General features: G+C 71.0%; 12 protein-coding genes. 8 read left to right on the forward strand and 4 right to left on the reverse strand.

Going from position 1 to position 16,718, the window contains the following annotated elements; translation table 11 throughout:
• Positions 1 to 40 precede the first annotated feature (40 nt).
• Positions 41 to 1,171 (forward strand): DUF418 domain-containing protein, encoded by a 1,131-nt coding sequence (locus IOD16_RS08060; protein ID WP_201439527.1) that lies wholly within the window; start codon positions 41 to 43, stop codon positions 1,169 to 1,171.
• Between the two features lie 72 nt (positions 1,172 to 1,243).
• The gene (locus IOD16_RS08065; RefSeq protein ID WP_201439528.1) at positions 1,244 to 2,104 is read left to right on the forward strand and encodes a maleylpyruvate isomerase family mycothiol-dependent enzyme; all 861 of its coding nucleotides are present in this window, start codon (positions 1,244 to 1,246) and stop codon (positions 2,102 to 2,104) included.
• 200 nt (positions 2,105 to 2,304) lie between these two features.
• Here IOD16_RS08065 and IOD16_RS08070 read toward each other — a convergent pair whose 3' ends face one another.
• On the reverse strand, positions 2,305 to 4,509 hold the full coding sequence (locus tag IOD16_RS08070) for a discoidin domain-containing protein (protein ID WP_201439529.1): 2,205 nt from the start codon (positions 4,507 to 4,509) through the stop codon (positions 2,305 to 2,307).
• Between the two features lie 123 nt (positions 4,510 to 4,632).
• Positions 4,633 to 5,676 (reverse strand): LacI family DNA-binding transcriptional regulator, encoded by a 1,044-nt coding sequence (locus IOD16_RS08075; RefSeq protein WP_201439530.1) that lies wholly within the window; start codon positions 5,674 to 5,676, stop codon positions 4,633 to 4,635.
• 416 nt (positions 5,677 to 6,092) lie between these two features.
• Here IOD16_RS08075 and IOD16_RS08080 point away from each other — a divergent pair.
• Positions 6,093 to 6,916 (forward strand): IS5 family transposase gene (locus IOD16_RS08080; protein WP_201441186.1). Its coding sequence is split into 2 segments (ribosomal slippage): positions 6,093 to 6,447 and positions 6,447 to 6,916, totalling 825 coding nucleotides; the frame shifts between segments, so codons are not numbered across the junction.
• Positions 6,917 to 6,988: 72 nt separating this feature from the next.
• Here IOD16_RS08080 and IOD16_RS08085 read toward each other — a convergent pair.
• Both IOD16_RS08085 and IOD16_RS08090 read right to left on the reverse strand, forming a co-directional pair.
• The gene (locus tag IOD16_RS08085; RefSeq protein WP_201439531.1) at positions 6,989 to 9,355 is read right to left on the reverse strand and encodes a glycoside hydrolase family 3 C-terminal domain-containing protein; all 2,367 of its coding nucleotides are present in this window, start codon (positions 9,353 to 9,355) and stop codon (positions 6,989 to 6,991) included.
• Between the two features lie 158 nt (positions 9,356 to 9,513).
• The gene (locus tag IOD16_RS08090; RefSeq protein ID WP_123742822.1) at positions 9,514 to 10,776 is read right to left on the reverse strand and encodes an ROK family transcriptional regulator; all 1,263 of its coding nucleotides are present in this window, start codon (positions 10,774 to 10,776) and stop codon (positions 9,514 to 9,516) included.
• Positions 10,777 to 10,963: 187 nt separating this feature from the next.
• Between IOD16_RS08090 and IOD16_RS08095 the strand changes: the two genes are divergently transcribed.
• From IOD16_RS08095 to IOD16_RS08115, 5 genes are read left to right on the forward strand one after another with little or no spacing between them, the layout of a single operon-like run.
• Positions 10,964 to 12,622, forward strand: coding sequence for an ABC transporter substrate-binding protein (locus IOD16_RS08095; protein ID WP_123742821.1), 1,659 nt, complete (start codon positions 10,964 to 10,966; stop codon positions 12,620 to 12,622).
• Complete coding sequence (locus tag IOD16_RS41400; protein WP_201439532.1) at positions 12,619 to 13,701, forward strand: ABC transporter ATP-binding protein; 1,083 nt, start codon at positions 12,619 to 12,621, stop codon at positions 13,699 to 13,701. The genes IOD16_RS08095 and IOD16_RS41400 overlap by 4 nt, the downstream gene beginning before the upstream one ends.
• Positions 13,698 to 14,678: an ABC transporter permease gene (locus IOD16_RS08105; RefSeq protein ID WP_201439533.1), complete on the forward strand. Its 981-nt coding sequence runs from the start codon at positions 13,698 to 13,700 to the stop codon at positions 14,676 to 14,678. The genes IOD16_RS41400 and IOD16_RS08105 overlap by 4 nt, the downstream gene beginning before the upstream one ends.
• A 3-nt stretch (positions 14,679 to 14,681) precedes the next feature.
• Positions 14,682 to 15,674 carry an ABC transporter permease gene (locus IOD16_RS08110; RefSeq protein ID WP_123742818.1) on the forward strand — a complete coding sequence of 331 codons (993 nt, stop codon included), beginning with the start codon at positions 14,682 to 14,684 and terminating at the stop codon, positions 15,672 to 15,674.
• Entirely contained in the window at positions 15,671 to 16,696 is a 1,026-nt protein-coding gene (locus IOD16_RS08115) for an ABC transporter ATP-binding protein (RefSeq protein WP_201439534.1), read from the forward strand. The genes IOD16_RS08110 and IOD16_RS08115 overlap by 4 nt, the downstream gene beginning before the upstream one ends.
• Positions 16,697 to 16,718: the final 22 nt, after the last annotated feature.

Consider the following 16,718-nt stretch of genomic DNA (forward strand, 5'->3'; position numbering starts at 1 on the left):
GTCCTACGTTCGGACGGCGAGCAGTTCGGGGAGGAGGGTCATGGGCGGGCGAATCGTGGCGCTGGACGTGCTGCGCGGTGTGGCGATCCTGGGGACGTTCGGGACCAACGTGTGGGCCTTCACGCACCCGCGGGGCGTGACGGGCTTCCTGGCCGACTTCGGCTCGGGAGCGGGCGACACCGCGACGGCGTTGCTCCAGGTGGTCAGCAACGGGAAGTTCCTGGGCCTGCTGTCGATCATGTTCGGCATCGGCCTGGCGATCCAGCACCGCTCGGCCGTGCGGCGGGGTCGGCGCTGGCCCGGCTGGTACCTGTGGCGCTCGGCGCTGCTGCTGGTCGAGGGCGTGCTGCACTACGTGCTGGTCTTCGAGTTCGACGTGCTGATGTTCTACGCGGTGGTGTCCGTGCTGGTCGCCTACCTGGTGGGGCGCGGCGGCCGGGTCCAGGTCGGCTGGATGGTCGCGATGGGCGCGCTGAACGCGGCGGTCGTCGGGCTGATCACGGCAGCGCTGCTGAGCGGCGCCACGACCGTCGGCGACCCGGGGTTCGCGGTGGCCACGGACAGCTGGTGGGGCGGCGTGCAGGCGCGGGTCGAGCACTTCGCGGTCTTCCGGGCCGAGGGTTTCCTGGTGCTGCCGTTGAGCGCCCTGCTGTTCCTGGCGGGCGCGCGGCTGTTCGCGGCGGGCGCGTTGGAGGACTCCGCGCGCGGCGCCGGCATCCGCCGGCGGCTGGTGGCGTGGGGCCTCGGGGTCGGCGTGCCGGCGAACGTCGCCACCACGCTGGCCGGCGCGGACTGGTTCGCCGTCGACCGGTACGTGTGCGCGCCGCTGGTCGCGTTCGGGCTGCTCGGCGGGATCGCGTCGCTGGTGCACCGGATGCGGGCCGAGGCGGGGCCGGTGCGTCGTGGCCTCACCGCGGTCGGCCGGTCGGCGTTGAGCTGCTACGTCGGGCAGAACGTGCTCGCGTCCGCGCTCTGCTACGACTGGGGCCTCGGCCTGGCCCGCCGCTGGGGACACCTCGGCCCGTGGTTCACCGGGGCCGTGTGGCTGCTGGTCGCCGCCTTGCTGCTGGGGGGCGCGTCGTGGTGGATGGGGCGGTTCGAGCGGGGACCGGTGGAGACGGTGTGGGACTGGGCCTACCGGGCGCCGCAACGACGGTCGGCCCCGGTGTAGCCGGCTCGGGCGATCGGTAGCCGGCAGCGTTGAAACGCTGTTATCGTCCGGTCGAGCGACTTGGGGGGTGCCGTGGTTTCCCAGCAGTGGCCGGTGGTGCGGGACGTGCTGTCCGACGTGACGGGGCGGTTCGCGGACCTCGTCGCCGCGTCGGACCCGGACGCGCTCGCCACCCCCGACTGGACGGTGGCCGACACGGCGGCGCACGTCGTCGCCATCGCCTCGATCTACACCACGTTGCTGGTGCCGGGCGGCGCCGAGCTGACCGACCCGGCGCTGGCCGCGCGCATCCCCACCGTCACGGTGGACACCGTCGCCGACCTGAACGACCTGGCGCTGCGGCGGTTCACCGAGCGCGACCCCGCCGCCCTGGCCGCGATGCTGCGGTCGATGGTGGCCACGATCCTGGACCGGACGGCGGGGACCGACCCGGAGCGGACGGTGCCGTGGCTGGGCGCGTCCAAGGTGCCGGTCGCGGGCGTGCTGGCCCACCTCGTCAACGAACTGCTGATCCACGGCTGGGACATCGCGCGCGGCGTCGGCACGCCGTGGTCCGTCCCGCCGGGCGAGGCCGCGCTGTTCTTCGAGCTGTTCCTGGTCGGCATGATGCGCAACGACGTGGGCAGCGTGCTCGACGGCCAACCGCCCGGCGACCGCCGGATCGCCGTCGCCTTCCGGTCCCCCCACACGACCCCGGTGACGATCGTCCTGCACCGGGGCCGGGTCACGGTCGGCGAGCCGGGCGAACCGGTCGACGTGCGCCTGAGCTTCGACCCGGCCGTGCTGAACCTGGTCCTGTTCGGCCGCGTCAGCCGCGCCCGCGCCGTCCTGACGGGCAAACTGCGCATCACCGGCCGCCGCCCGTGGCTGCTGCCCGCGTTCCTGCGCACGGTGCGCCTACCGACGAACTCCGTGCCGCTGTCGGCCGGCTAGCGCCTCGCGTCGGCCCGGTCCCCGGTGCGACGCGTCACGTTACGTTCCAGCACGGCGCCCGCGGCCTCTTCGCGCGACGCGGACCGCTCGCGCGAGCGACACCCTTCAGCTGAAAGCGGACCGCCCCGCCGAGGACGAGGGCCTCGACGGGGCGGTCCGGTCACGCGGTCACGCGGTCACCGGGTCACGGGGTCACGGGGTCACGGGTAGTTGACCACGTAACGCTGCTGCGTGGCCATGTTCGCCGCGCCGCCGATGCCGTTCACGACGTTGTCGATCGTGCCGACACCGCCGAGCGAGACCGTCACCAGGTCGTGCAACCGCACGCCGGGCTTGTTGGGCACCTCGAAGCCGTTGGCCGTGCGGATGCTCGGGTCGGCCTGGTTGAACGAGTACACGCCCATGCCCCACGCCTCGTGGGTCGTCACGCTGTCGGCGACCTTGTAGCCGGCCCAGCCGAGCTGCGAGCCGTTCATCCACGCGGCCTGGTTCGGCGGGTCGTACGGCAGCTCGTTCTGGTAGAAGTACGTGCGGCCGCCGTTGCCGTTCCACACCGTGTTGTACTGCTGGTAGTGCTCGACGAACAACCCGTACGCCGTCACGTTGTCACCGTTGACGACGACGCCGTTGCGGCCGGTGTTGGCGGTCCAGCCCGTGGGGCCCGTGCCGTGGTCGGCGCGCCACACCCACGTGTGGTCGATGATCACGTTGTCGGAGTTGACCTCCAGCGACACCGTCGCCTTGCCCGCCTGGGGACCGCCGACGCGCAGGTACACGTCGTGCATCGAGGTGGGGTTGGCGGCGTGCGAGGCCGACGAGTTCGTCGGGCCCAGCTGCAGCAGCACGGGGGAGTTCTGCACACCGGCGTCGATCAGGAAGCCGGCCAGCTTGACGCCGTCCACATCGGACACGGCCATCGCGGCCTTGCCGGTGTCGGGGGACAGGGTCGCCAGACCCAGGCCCAGCACCACCGTGTTCGGCCGGGTCACGTTGATCGTGTCGGTCAGGTGGTGCACGCCGGGCGTCAGCAGCAGGTGCTTGCCCTGCGCCAGCGCCGCGTTCGTCGTCGCCACCGGCGTGCCGGGCTTGACGATGAAGAAGTCGGCCAGCGAGATCGACTGGCCGGCCGGGGTGCCCGACTCCCAGCTCGTGCCGCGGGCGTTCTGCCGCAGCGCCGGGACGAACACCTTGTACTCGCCGTTCTCGAAGTACAGGAACGGCTTCTCGCGCACGACCGGGCTGGTGTCGACGGTGGTGTGCGACGGGTTCGGGAAGTGCTGCGCGGGCGCGCCCTGCGTGCCGACGAACACCATGTTCCACACCGAGCCGCTCCAGCCGCCCGCGAGGTTGCTGTTGCGGGTCAGGAACTGCTGCTGCGAACCGGACACCGCGACACCGTCGATCTTGCTGTCCACGATCAGGCCGCCCGACGCCCAGCCGTCGCCGCCGTTCCACAGGTGGATCTGGCCGCTGAGGTGCATCCGCCGGTAGGACGCGGCCTGCGACACGGCCCACCGCTCGATCTGCCCGGCAGGCAGGTTGACGTTCAGGTTCTCGGCCTGGCGCCAGAAGTTCTGCGTCGCGTTGCCGAGGTTGTTCGGGTTGTCGCCCTGCTGGAGCCAGTCGGCCTCGACGCGCACGTGGCCGTTGAGGCGCACGTCGTCCGGCCGCAGGCCGAGGCCCGCGACCTGGGTGTAGAAGCGGAGGTTGACGTCCGCGTCGTACACACCCGGCTTGTACAGCACGGCGTAGCGCTCGCTGCCGAACTGGTTGGTCTTCATCTGGGTGGCGATCTGGTCCAACCGCGTCTGCATGGCGGCGCGGTCGTAACCCGGGCCGTAGACGAGCACGTTCGGGCCGAAGTCCGGGTTGCGCGGGTCGGTCGGCGGCACGACGGGCCCGCCGGTGGTCTCGGTGTTGACGGCGAGCTCCCACAACGAGTAGCCGTAGCCGGTGGCGCGAGCCGTGCCGTAGACCCGCACGTAACGGCCGGTGCCCGTGACGGTCAGGTTCTGCACGCCACCGGTGCTGGTGGTGGTGGAGTAGACGGTGTTCCAAGTGGACGCGTTGTCCGACAGCTGCACCTGGAACGCCCGGCCGTACGCGGCCTCCCAGGTCAGCGTCACCCGGCACACCTGCTGCGAGGAGCCGAGGTCCACCTGGACCCACTGCGGGTCGGTGAACGCGCTGGACCAGCGGGTGCCGGTGTTGCCGTCGACCGCGGCGGCGGCAGGGGTGCCGCCGTTCTCGACGGAGGACGCGGTGGCCGGGCGGTTCAGCGCGGCGTTGGTCGTGCCGCACTCGGCGGCCTGCGCGGACTGGGTGATCACGGGGCTGAGCACCGCGGCGAGGCCGAGTGCCAGCGCGGCGGTCAGGACCCGTGACAGGGAACGGGGAGAACTCATTGTCCTACCTGACGAGGTAAGGGCCGCGAGAAGGCCCGGAGCTGTGCCTCCGTGGCACCGGAGGCGCTGAGAGAGCGCTCTCTCGGAGCGTAACGCCGATGTTGCGAAGACGTCAACGACGGTTCAGGCGGAGTCCCGCACCACGAGAGCCGGTTCGAAGATGACGGACCTGGGGCGCAGTCCCGGTTCCTCGACGTGGTCCAGCAGCAACCGGGACATCCCGGCCGCCATGTCCTCCACCGGCTGCCGCACCGTGGTCAACCGCGGTCGGCAGGCCAGCGCCGGGCCGCTGTCGTCGAAACCCACCAGCGCGACCTCCTCCGGCACGAGCCGGCGGTGCTTGTGCAGCACCATCAACGCGCCCTGCGCCATCAGGTCGTTGGCCGCGAACACGCCGTCGATGCCGGGGTGCTCGGCCAGCAGCCGTTCCATCGCGGCCTCGCCGCTGCCCGAGGTGAACCCGCCCTCGGCGATCGGGACGTACGGGAAACCGTGCCGCGCCATGGCGTCGCGGAACCCGGTCAGCCGATCCTGGGACGCGGGCACGTCCAACGGGCCGGCGATCGTCGCGACCTGCGTGCAGCCGCGACCCACCAGGTGGTCGGCGGCGAGCTTCGCGCCGGCCTGGTGGTCGAGGTCGACGTAGCTGATCGGCACCGGCCGGGCCGGGCGCGCGAACAGCACGGCCGGCAGCTCGGCTTCGACCAGGCGGGCGGGCAGCGGGTCCTCGGCGTGGGTCGAGACGAGCAGCGCCCCGTCCGCGCTGCCCTGGCGGAGGAACGACAGGACGTCCTCACGGGCCGCTTCCGTGTCGGCGACCATGAGCACGGGGTGCACGCCACGCGTGCGCAGGAAGCCCAGCACGCCGCTGGCCACACGCCCGAAGAACGGGTCGGAGAACACGCGGGCGGCGAACGCGTCCTCGTCACCCGGCTCGCCCGCGCCGGAGACCACCAAGGCGATCGTCCCCGCGCGCTTCGTGACCAGGGAGCGGGCGGCGCGGTTGGGCGCGTAGCCCGTCTGGTCGATGGCGGCGCGGACGACCTCCTGGATCTTGCGGTCGACGTTGCGGGTGCCGTTGATGACGCGGGAGACGGTGGCGCGGGACACGCCGGCGACCCGCGCCACGTCTTCCAACGTCGGCGGGGTCGTCGGCGATCTGCTCATGCTCCTCATTCTGCCACGTCCCGGAGAGCGCTCTCCTCGCGCGTGTCCTACCTTCCGAACGCGCGTGTCCTACGTCCAGAACGTGCGTGTCCTACGTTCCGGTTGGTCGAGTTGAGCGTTGAGGGTGGCGAGAGTCCAACGGTGAGGGTGCGAGAGTCCAACGTTGGTGAGAGGTGAGTTCAACGTTGGTGAGGGGTGAGTTCGACGTTGGGCACCTGTGGTGCGGCTCGGTGGTGGGGTTCGATTTGACATGGGGCCCTTACGGGTGCTCCAGGCAGGACGAAGCCGGCAGGCCCGGCGGGGTAAAGCGTCCCGCCGGGCCTGCCGGCTTCGTCCAGCCTAAGAACTCCTAACAGAATGATCTTGGGTATGCTGTGATCTTGTCGGATGTGGTGTTGGTCCGGTGGGAGGTTGGTGTGGCCCGGCGTCGGCCGTGGGAGGTCGAGGACGAGCTGTGGGAGTTGATCGAACCGCTGTTGCCGAAGGTCGAGCGGCGGTTCCGGTATCCCGGTCGTAGGCGGTTGGACGATCGCAAGGCGTTGTGCGGCATCCTGTTCGTGCTCTACACGGGCATCCAGTGGGAGTTCCTGCCCCAGGAGCTGGGCTACGGGTCGGGCATGACGTGTTGGCGGCGGTTGCGGGACTGGAACGCCGCAGGGGTGTGGTCCCGGCTGCACGAGCTGCTGTTGGCGAGGTTGCAGGCCGCGGGGGCGTTGGACTGGTCTCGGGCGGTGGTGGACTCCTCGTCGATCAGGGCGGTGAAGGGCGGCCCAAAACCGGGCCGAGCCCGGTCGACCGTGCCCGGGCGGGCTCCAAGCACCACGTGATCACCGACGGCGGCGGCGTGCCCTTGGCGGTGACGTTGACCGGCGCGAACCGTAACGACATCACCCAGTTGATGCCGCTGATCCACGCCGTCCCGCCCGTGCGTGGACGGGTGGGACGACCGCGGCGTAGGCCCGGCCGGTTGTTCGCCGACCGGGCCTACGACCACGACAAGTACCGCCGCCAACTCCGCGCCCAGGGCATCCGGCCGGTCATCGCCCGCCGCGGCGTCGAACACGGCTCGGGTCTGGGCGTCCACCGCTGGGTGGTCGAACAGACCCTCGCGCTGCTGCACTGGTTCCGCCGCCTGCGCGTCCGCTGGGAGATCCGCGACGACATCCACGAGGCCTTCCTCAGCATCGCCTGCTCGATCATCTGCTGGCGACGCCTCCAACGCCACCACTCATTGCGTTAGGAGTTCTAAAGCACCCGAACCCATGTCAAATCGGGCCTGGGTGGGGTTGTGGCGGGTCTGATGGGGTGGGGGTCAGGGGTGGTGTTGGAGGGTGAGGGGTGTGGTGGCGGAGGAGGGGCCGACGAGGAGGGTGAAGTGGCCTGGTTCGGTGGTCCAGCCGGTGGTGGTCCAGTGTTGGTAGGCGCGTTCGGGGATGTCGATGTCGGCCTCGACGGTTTCGCCGGGGGCGGCGGTGGTGGTGGTCCAGGCGGCCAGCCAGCGGTGGGGGCGGTCGATCGTGCTGGTCGGCCGCGTCACGTAGACCTGCACGACCTCGCGGCCCGGGCGGTTGCCCGTGTTGCGGAGGCGGACGCGGACGCCGGACTCGGTGGCGGTGACGGTTTCGTAGGCCCACGTGGTGTAGCCGAGGCCGTGGCCGAACCAGTAGGCCGGGGCGGTCCCGGCACGGTGCCAGGCGCGGTAGCCCACGTGGAGGCCCTCGTCGTAACGGAGGACGCCGTGGTCCGGTCGGACGTTCGACACCGGCACGTCCTGCTGCGCGGCGGGCCAGGTCGTCGGTAGCCGGCCGCCCGGTTCGCGGACGCCGAGCAGCACGTCGGCGAGGCCGTGGCCGGCTTCCTGGCCCGGGAACCAGGTCAGCAGCACGGCGGCCACCTCGTCGCGCCACGGCAGCTCGACCGGGCCGCCGGAGTTGACGACGACCACCGTCCGGTCGTTCACCGCGCGGACCGCGCGCACCAGCTCGTCCTGGCGTCCCGGCAGGGCCAGTGACGTGCGGTCGAAGCCCTCGCTCTCGATCTCGTCCGTGGTGCCGACGACGACCACGGCGACGTCGCTGGTGCGGGCCAGGCCGACGGCGCGGGCCAGTTCGTCGGCGTCGCTCAGGCGTGGCGGGTCGGCCGCGAGGACGGTCGCGGTGCCGGTGTTCTCACGCAGCTCACGGCGGGCGACGAGGTCGACCGAGGTGCCCGCTTCGAGGTGCGCGGTGGCCTGCCGGTACGGCGGGGTCAGGTGGATGACGGCCGGGTCGTCGGTGTCGAGCGGGACGTCTTCGTCCACCAGGCGGGTGCCGTCCAGGTCGACGGTGAGGCGGCCGAAGCCGGCGACGGAGATCGTCCACTCGCCGGTCACGTCCACGTCGAGCTTGGCGTGGACCTCGATGGCGCGGGCGCCGTCGACCAGCGGCACCTCCAGGACGCGGCCGAGGAAGCGGTGCTCGGCGGACACCTCCGCGCCGTCGGCGTCGAGGAGGCGGACCAGCACGCCGGGCTCGCCGTGGTGCGGGTGCCGGGCGTTGGCGGTGGTCAGGGGCGCGGGGCGGTCCTGGAGGCGGACGCCGGCGGTGTGCACGACCTCGGCGACCTCTTTCAGGCCGTCCACGAACGACACGACCGACTCGGGGTAGACGCCCGCGCTGCCGCCGCCCTGGATGCGGGCGGTGGCGGCGTTGGGGCCGAGGACGGCGATCTTCACGCCGGGCGCCAACGGGAGTACGCCGTCGTTGCTCAGCAGCACGGTGCCGGCGGCGACGGCTTCGCGCAGCAGGTCCAAGGGGGCGTCGACCTGGGGTTTCCGGGCGGTGCCGCCGTTGAGGGCGCCGACCCTGGAGGCCAGGCGGAGCAGTCGTTCGACCTTCAGGTCCAGCGCGCTCTCCGGCACCTCGCCGTTCTCGACGGCGGTGGCCAGGTCGTTCCACGGGCTCTCGGGGCCGGGCATGGCGAGGTCCTGGGCGGCGAGCGCGGACGGCGCGGTGGACCGGATCGCGCCCCAGTCGGAGACGACCAGGCCGTCGAAGCCCCAGGAGCCCTTCAACGGCTCGTCGAGCAGCGGGTTCTCCGACATGGTGACGCCGTTGACGCCGTTGTAGGCCGACATCACGACCCACACGCCGGCTTCGACGGCGGCCTCGAACGGGACCAGGTACACCTCGTGCAGGGTGCGTTCGTCGACGTGGGCGTCCAGCGTCATGCGTTCGGTCTCGGAGTCGTTGGCCACGTAGTGCTTGGCGGTGGCGGCCACCCCGCCGCTCTGCACGCCGGTGATGTAGGCGGCGCCGATGCGCGCGGTGAGCAGCGGGTCTTCGGAGTAGCACTCGAAGTGCCGGCCGGCGAACGGCGAGCGGTGCAGGTTGAGGGTGGGCGCGAGCAGCACGTCGACGCCCTTGCGCCGCGCCTCGGCCGCCAGCAGCACGCCCAGCCGGCGCACCAGGTCGACGTCCCAGGTGGCGGCCAGCGCGGTGGGGGAGGGCAGGGCCAGCGACGTGCTGCGCTCGTCCCACCTCTGGCCGCGCACGCCGATCGGCCCGTCCGACACCACGACGGACCGCAGGCCGATGTCCGGTTCGTCGTGCGTCCGCCACCCCGCGGCGCCGGTCAGCAGCCGGACCTTGCGCGTCACGTCCAACTTGTCGACCAGCAGACCCAGATCCGGCTCGTCCACACCCAACCCCTTGCCTCGGAGAGCGCTCTCCCGGCTAGCGTCAGGCCACACGGGTCGCCGTGTCAACCACCTGAGTGTTCAACTCGGGTGTTCTGAACGTAGGACACGGGTGTTCTGAACGTAGGACTCGCGCGGGGTGGGGGTTGGACTCTCGAGGGTCAGAAGGCGCGGGTGCGGCGGTCGGGCAGGCCGAAGTCGACCGCCAGGTCGGGCGCGGCCGGCTTGCGCGGGTCGGCGGCGCGGTCCAAGAGGGCGGCGACGGGCAGGGTGGCGGCGCCCACGGCGACGGCGTCCGGGCCCAGCCGGCCCAGTTCGATCGAGATCTGCTCGTACGGGTGGCGCAGGGCGTGGGCGCGGGTGGCGGCGACGATCCGGTCCAGCTGGTGGGAGCCGAGGGCCAGGCCCGCCCACCCGCCGAGCACGATGCGCTCGGGGTTGAACAGGTTCACCAGGTTCGCGATGCCCGCGCCCAGGTAGCCGGCGGTCTCGTCGAGCACGCGGGCCGCGGTCTTCGAGCGGGACGCGGCGTCGATCAGGGCCGCCACGGTCGACTGCTCGTCGCCGTCCGGCAGCTCGCGCCCGCGCGCCTTGCGGTACCGGTCGAGGATGCCCTCGGCCCCCACGTAGGCCTCCAGGCAGCCCAGAGCCCCGCACCGGCACGGCCGGCCGCCGTAGACGATGGTCGTGTGCCCCCACTCGCCGGCCGAGCTGGTGGCGCCCCGGTACACCCCGCCGTCGGTGACGACGGCCGCGCCGACGCCGGAGCCGATGAGGGCTATGACGACGTGCTTGGCGCCCTGTCCCGCGCCGAACCACATCTCGGCCTGCCCCTGCGTCTTCGCCCCGTTCTCCACGTACAGCGGCCAGGCGGACTCCGACGCGGCGGCGACCAGCTCCTCGAGCCGCACGCCGTCCCAGCCGATGGTGGGCGCGTGCACGACCGCCGTGGGGCCCTGCTCCACCGTGCCCGGAACACCGATCCCGACCCCGAGCACGGTCGACGCCGGCACGCCCGCCGCGGCGACCACGTCCCGGACCGACGACGCGATCAACGACGCGACGGCCGCGGGCGAGGACGGCGACAGGGCGTGGTCGAGGGCGGCCACCTGGGTCAGCGCCAGGTCGAACAGCTCGACCTTGATCCCGGTCTCGCCGACGTCGACCCCGACGACGTGCGCGAACGCGGGGTTGACGCGCAGCAGCACGCGCGGCCGGCCACCGTCCGAGTCCACCGAGCCGGCTTCGACCACGAGCCCGTCGTCGACCAGCTCGCCGGTCACGTTGGACACCGTCGCCGCCGACAGCCCGGACAGCCGGGACAGCTCGAACCTGCTCAGAGGCCCGTCGAAGAACAGCGTCGACAGGAGGGTCGAGCGGTTCTGCCGACGCAGGTCGCGGACGGTGGTGCGCTTCGGTGCCACGCCACGGACCTTAGTTTGCGACTTAAAATTAGTCTAAGTTTGTAACCTGTTCGTGATTGACGTGACTTGGCTCACCGGGGTTGAGTCTGCAACGACACGAGGACGCCCCCCGGCGTCCCAGCCGCGATGGCACCCGCGGCCCGCACTCCCGAGCGCTCGCCCTTCCCCCGCCCGACAAGGAGAACCCATGCGACTCAGGCGAACGTCCGCCCTCGCCGTCGCGGCAGCACTGCTGTTCTCGGCAGCCTGTTCGACCTCGAACCCCGGCGCGAACAGCACGAACGAAGGCGTGCTGAACGTCGGCATGCCGAACGGTCCGCAGACCGAGAACAACAACCCGTTCCTGAACACGTCCGCGGCCAGCTCGCTCGGCTACCGCCGGCTGCTCTTCGAGCCGCTGGCCATGGTCAACGAGACCAAGCCGGCGGACAAGGCCAAGCCGTGGCTGGCGACGGAGTGGGAGTGGTCGGACAACTTCCACAAATTGAGCCTGACCATCCGCGACGGCGCGACGTGGTCGGACGGCAAGCCGCTGACCGCCGAGGACGTGGCGTTCACCTTCGAGCTGCTGAAGAAGAACCCCGGCCTGAACGTCGACTCCGTGCCCTACGACACGATCACCGCGTCGGGCAGCAAGGTCGAGGTCGGCTTCCCGAGGTCGCAGTTCGTCAACCAGAAGAAGATCCTCGAGCAGCTGATCGTGCCCAAGCACATCTGGTCGACGATCGAGAACCCGAGCACGGACACGCTCAAGAACCCCGTCGGCAGCGGCCCGTACACGCTCAAGACGTTCACGCCGCAGACCGTCACGCTGACCGTGCGCGACTCGTACTGGCAGGAACTGCCGAAGGTCAAGGAGGTCCGCTACACCTCCTACAGCGACAACAACGCGCAGACCACCGCGCTGGCCACCGGCGCGGCCGAGTGGAGCTTCGTGTTCATCCCGAACTACGAGGCCGTCTACACCTCGAAGGACCCGGAGCACTACAAGCTCTACTTCCCGCCGGTGCTCGGCATCCACGGCCTGTGGTTCAACACCAAGGTCGCGCCGTGGGACAACGCCGCGCTGCGCCGCGCGGTCAACATGGTGATCAACCGCGACGACATCTTCACCCAGGGCGAGGCCGGGTACTTCTACCCGAAGGTCGACAACATCACCGGCATCCCGACGCCCGCCGGCGACTCCTACATCGCGCCGGAGTTCAAGAGCAAGATCGTCAACGTCGACGTCGACGGCGCGAAGAAGGAACTGGCCGCGGCCGGCTTCACGTTCCAGGGCGAGAAGCTGGTGGACCCGACGGGCAAGCCCGTCACGTTGAAGATGACCGTGCCGTCCGGCTGGTCGGACTACGTGACGAACCTCGAGATCATCAAGGACAACGTGTCCAAGATCGGCATCGAGGCGACCGTCGACCTGCCGAACGCCGACGCGTGGAGCAAGGCGCTGGACACCGGTGACTTCCAGGCCGCGCTGCACTGGACCAACAACGGTCCGACGCCGTACGACATCTACGAGAACATCATGAACGGCGCGCTGTACAAGCCGATCGGCGAGGGCGGCATCAACGGCAACTACGGCCGTTACGAGAACCCCGAGGCGACCGCGCTGCTCAACGAGTACGCCAACGCCGCCGACGACGCGGCGCGCACCGCGGCGCTGCACAAGATCCAGCAGATCCACGTGCGCGACATGCCGGTCGCCATCACCTCCGCGGCCAACGCGGGCGGCCAGTACAGCACGAAGAACTGGGTGGGCTGGCCCGACGAGTCCAACCAGTACGCGCCGCTGCAGCCCACGCTGGAGAACGCGCTCGACGTCGTCCTGCACCTGAAGCCGGCCGCATGACGACGAGCACTCCACCGTCGGCCTCCGGGACCACTGAAGTGGTCCTGGAGGCCGATGGCCTGACCAAGCACTTCCCGGTCCGCAAGCGCGGGCGAGAGCTGCTGTCCCGGACCGCGCGCTCGGTGCGCGCGGTCGAGGACGTGACGCTCAGGCTGCACCGCGGCCGGGTCACCGCGCTGGTCGGCGAGTCCGGTTCGGGCAAGTCGACGGTGGCCCGCCTGCTGGCGCAGCTCTACCCCCAGACCGCCGGCTCGATCCGGCTGCGCGGCGAGCCGGTCGACGCCAAGGGCGGCAGGCGCTTCCGGGCGTACAGCAAGCGCGTCCAGATGATCTTCCAGGACCCGTTCGCCTCGCTGAACCCCGTGCACACCGTGCGCTACCACCTCACCCGCGCGCTGAAGATCCACGGCAACGCGGGCAAGACGCCGCAGGAGCTGGAGGAGGCGCTGGCCCACCTGCTCACCCGCGTGCAGCTCACCCCGCCCGAGCGGTACGTGGACAAGTTCCCGCACGAGCTGTCCGGCGGCCAGCGCCAGCGCGTGGCCATCGCGCGCGCCCTCGGCGCCGACCCCGAGGTGCTGCTGGCCGACGAGCCCGTGTCGATGCTGGACGTCTCCATCCGGCTCGGCGTGCTGAACCTGTTGCGCGACCTCAAGGAACGCCTGCACCTCGCGATCCTCTACATCACCCACGACATCGCGTCGGCCCGCTACTTCGCCGACGAGACGTTCGTGATGTACGCCGGGCGGGTGGTCGAGGGCGGCGACAGCGAGACCGTCACCCAACGGCCCGCGCACCCGTACACCCAACTCCTGATCGACTCCGCGCCGGACCCCGACCGGCCCGCCGCTCAGGAGAAGGACGGCGGCACGGGCGAGCCGCCGTCGCTGATCAACCCGCCGACGGGCTGCCGGTTCAACCCGCGGTGCCCGTACGCGATGGAGGTCTGCGCGCGGAAGGTGCCGCCGCGGTTCGCCATCGGCGACGGCGACGGGCACTTCGCGGCGTGCTGGCTCTACGACGCCGGCCTGTCGGACGAGGACAAGGCGAAGCTGCGCCCGGTCGAGGAGGTGTCGTGAGCTACCTCCTCAAGCGGATCGCGTTCTACCTGTTCACCGCGTGGGCCGCGATCACCATCAACTTCTTCATCCCGCGCGTCATCCCCGGCGACCCGGTGCAGGCGCTGATCACCCGGTCGCGCGGCCAGATGACCAGCGAGGCCGTGCAGTCGCTGTACGTGCTGTTCGGGCTCGACAAGGACGCGAGCCTGGTGGAGCAGTACTTCAGCTACCTGGGCCAGCTGCTCAGCGGCGACCTCGGCCTGTCGTTCACCTACTTCCCGTCACCGGTGTCGCAGGTGCTCGGCGACGGCCTGCCGTGGACGCTGGGCCTGGTCGGCATCACCACCGTCCTGGGGTTCCTCATCGGCACGGCCCTGGGCACGGGCATCGGCTGGCGGCGCGGCTCCTGGGCCGACGCGCTCATCCCGGTGACCACGTTCGTGTCGTCCATCCCGTACTTCTGGCTCGGCCTGATCGCCATCGCGCTGCTGACCGGCCCGGACAGCTTCTTCCCGGCCTCCGGCGCCTACGACAACGGCCTGGTGCCCAACCCGGACCTGCAGTTCATCGGCAGCGTGCTGCGGCACGGCATCCTGCCCGCGTTCACCATCCTGATCTCGTCCATGGCGGGCTGGATCCTGTCCATGCGCAACATGATGGTGACGGTGGCCTCCGAGGACTACGTGACCGTCGCGCACGCCAAGGGCCTGTCCGACCGGCGCGTGATGGTGTCCTACGCGGCGCGCAACGCGCTGCTGCCCAACGTCTCCGGTTTCGCGCTGTCGCTCGGCTTCATCGTCGGCGGCACGCTGCTGGTGGAGATCGTGTTCTCCTACCCGGGTCTCGGCTTGCAGCTGTTCCAGGCCGTCGGCGCCAAGGACTACCCGCTCATGCAGGGGATCTTCCTGATCATCACGCTGTCCGTGCTGCTGGCGAACTTCCTCGCCGACGTGGCCTACCTCGCGCTCGACCCGCGCACCCGACGGGAGGGCTGAGCCGTGACCGTGGTACCCACCACCGGGACCGCCACCCCGGTCGCGGCGCCGGTGAAGCGCCGCAGGCTGCGGTTCGTGGCCAACCCCAAGGCCACCGTCGGCCTGGTCATCCTGGGCTTCTTCGCCCTGGTCGCGGTCATCGGGCCGTGGATCGCGCCGTACGACCCGTCGGGGCGCAGCAACGACCTGCTCCAAGGGCCGTCGGCCGCGCACTGGTTCGGCACCACCCACCTCGGCCAGGACATCTTCAGCCAGGTCCTGGTCGGCACGCGCAGCGTCATGGTCGTCGGGTTCGTCGCGGGCATCGTGGCCACGATCCTGTCGATCCTGGTCGGCGTCACGTCCGGTTACCTGGCCGGCGCGGGCAGCGAGGTGCTCTCCGCGCTGTCGAACGTGTTCCTGGTGCTCCCGGCGCTGCCACTGATGATCATCATCACGTCGACCCTGCCGGAGACCGGCACGCTCACCATCGCCCTGGTCATCGGCCTCACGTCGTGGGCCTGGGGCGCCCGGGTGCTGCGCGCGCAAACGCTGTCGTTGCGCGGGCGCGACTACGTGGAGGCCGCGCGGGCGACCGGCGAGAAGTCGTCGCGGATCATCCTGTTCGAGATCCTGCCGAACCTCACCGCGGTCATCGCCTCCGGCTTCGTCGGCACGGTCATCTTCGCGGTGACCCTGGAGATCACGCTGGCGTTCATCGGCATCGGCGCGGGCGGCGACTGGAACTGGGGCACGGTCCTGTACTGGGCGCAGAGCCAGCAGGCCCTCGCGCAGGGCGCGTGGTGGTGGTTCGTCCCCGCGGGCCTGGCCATCGCGCTGCTGGGCACCGCGCTGTCGCTGGTGAACTTCGGCATCGACGAGTTCGTCAGCCCGCGGCTGCGCGGCGGCGGCAAGACCAACGTCAAGACCGCCGACGGCCACACGGTCCGGATGCGCGTCGGCTTCACGCCGGTGCTCGCGACGAAGGCCCGGTCCGAGGGAAGGGAGACGCCGTGACCGACGCGGTGCTGGAGATCCGCGGCCTGAACGTGGACTACGGGCTCGGCGACGAGGCCGTGCACGCCATCCGCGACGTGGACCTCACGCTGCACCGGGGCGAAGTCCTCGGCCTCGCGGGCGAGAGCGGCAGCGGCAAGTCCACCCTGGCCTACGGCCTCACCAGGCTCCTCCCGCCGCCGGGCGTGATCACCGGCGGCGAGGTGCGGTACCACCCCGACGGCGGCGACCCGGTGGACGTGCTCCGGATGACCCACCCGGAGCTGCGCAGGTTCCGGTGGGCGGAGACGGCGATCGTCTTCCAGGGCGCGATGAACTCGCTCAACCCGGTGCACCGGATCTCCACCCAGCTCACCGACGTGATCAAGGCGCACGACCCGCGCGGCAGCAGCGCGTCCCGGCTGGCCCGGGCCCGCGAGCTGCTGCACCTGGTCGGCATCTCCGCCGACCGGCTGGACAGCTACCCGCACCAGCTCTCCGGCGGCATGCGGCAGCGCGTGATGATCGGCATGGCGCTGGCGCTGGAGCCGAAGGTCGTCATCATGGACGAGCCGACCACCGCGCTGGACGTGGTGGTGCAGCGGCAGATCCTGCGCCAGCTCGTCGAGCTGCGCGAGCGCCTCGGGTTCTCGGTCGTCTTCATCACCCACGACCTGTCGCTGCTGGTCGAGTTCTCCGACCGGATCGCGATCATGTACGGCGGCCGGATCGTGGAGGAGGCGGCCTCGGCCGACCTCTACCGGGACCCGCTGCACCCCTACAGCCACGGCCTGCTCAACTCGTTCCCCGCGCTGCGCGGGCCGAAGCGCGAGCTGACCGGCATCCCCGGCTCACCGCCCGACCTGCGCGCCATGCCCGCGGGCTGCGCGTTCCACCCACGTTGTCCGCACGCAATGGAGCGTTGCGGTGTGGAGGTCCCGGTGCTCGGCGTTCCCCCCGAGAAGAACCACACGACCCACGAGGGGCCCGCCGACCGCACCGTGGCCTGCTGGCTGCACCCCGTTCACGACCACGGGCTGTGATCCCGTTCACGACAACGGGTTC

It is taken from the genome of Saccharothrix sp. 6-C, assembly GCF_016695385.1.
GTDB lineage: Bacteria > Actinomycetota > Actinomycetes > Mycobacteriales > Pseudonocardiaceae > Actinosynnema > Actinosynnema texasense.

Bases quoted from the DNA above. Each gene is read 5' to 3' on its own strand.
- IOD16_RS08095 (WP_123742821.1), top strand. From the start codon at position 10,964: ATGCGACTCAGGCGAACGTCCGCCCTCGCCGTCGCGGCAGCACTGCTG.
- IOD16_RS08070 (WP_201439529.1), bottom strand. From the start codon at position 4,509: ATGAGTTCTCCCCGTTCCCTGTCACGGGTCCTGACCGCCGCGCTGGCA.
- IOD16_RS41400 (WP_201439532.1), top strand. From the start codon at position 12,619: ATGACGACGAGCACTCCACCGTCGGCCTCCGGGACCACTGAAGTGGTC.
- IOD16_RS08075 (WP_201439530.1), bottom strand. From the start codon at position 5,676: ATGAGCAGATCGCCGACGACCCCGCCGACGTTGGAAGACGTGGCGCGG.
- IOD16_RS08060 (WP_201439527.1), top strand. From the start codon at position 41: ATGGGCGGGCGAATCGTGGCGCTGGACGTGCTGCGCGGTGTGGCGATC.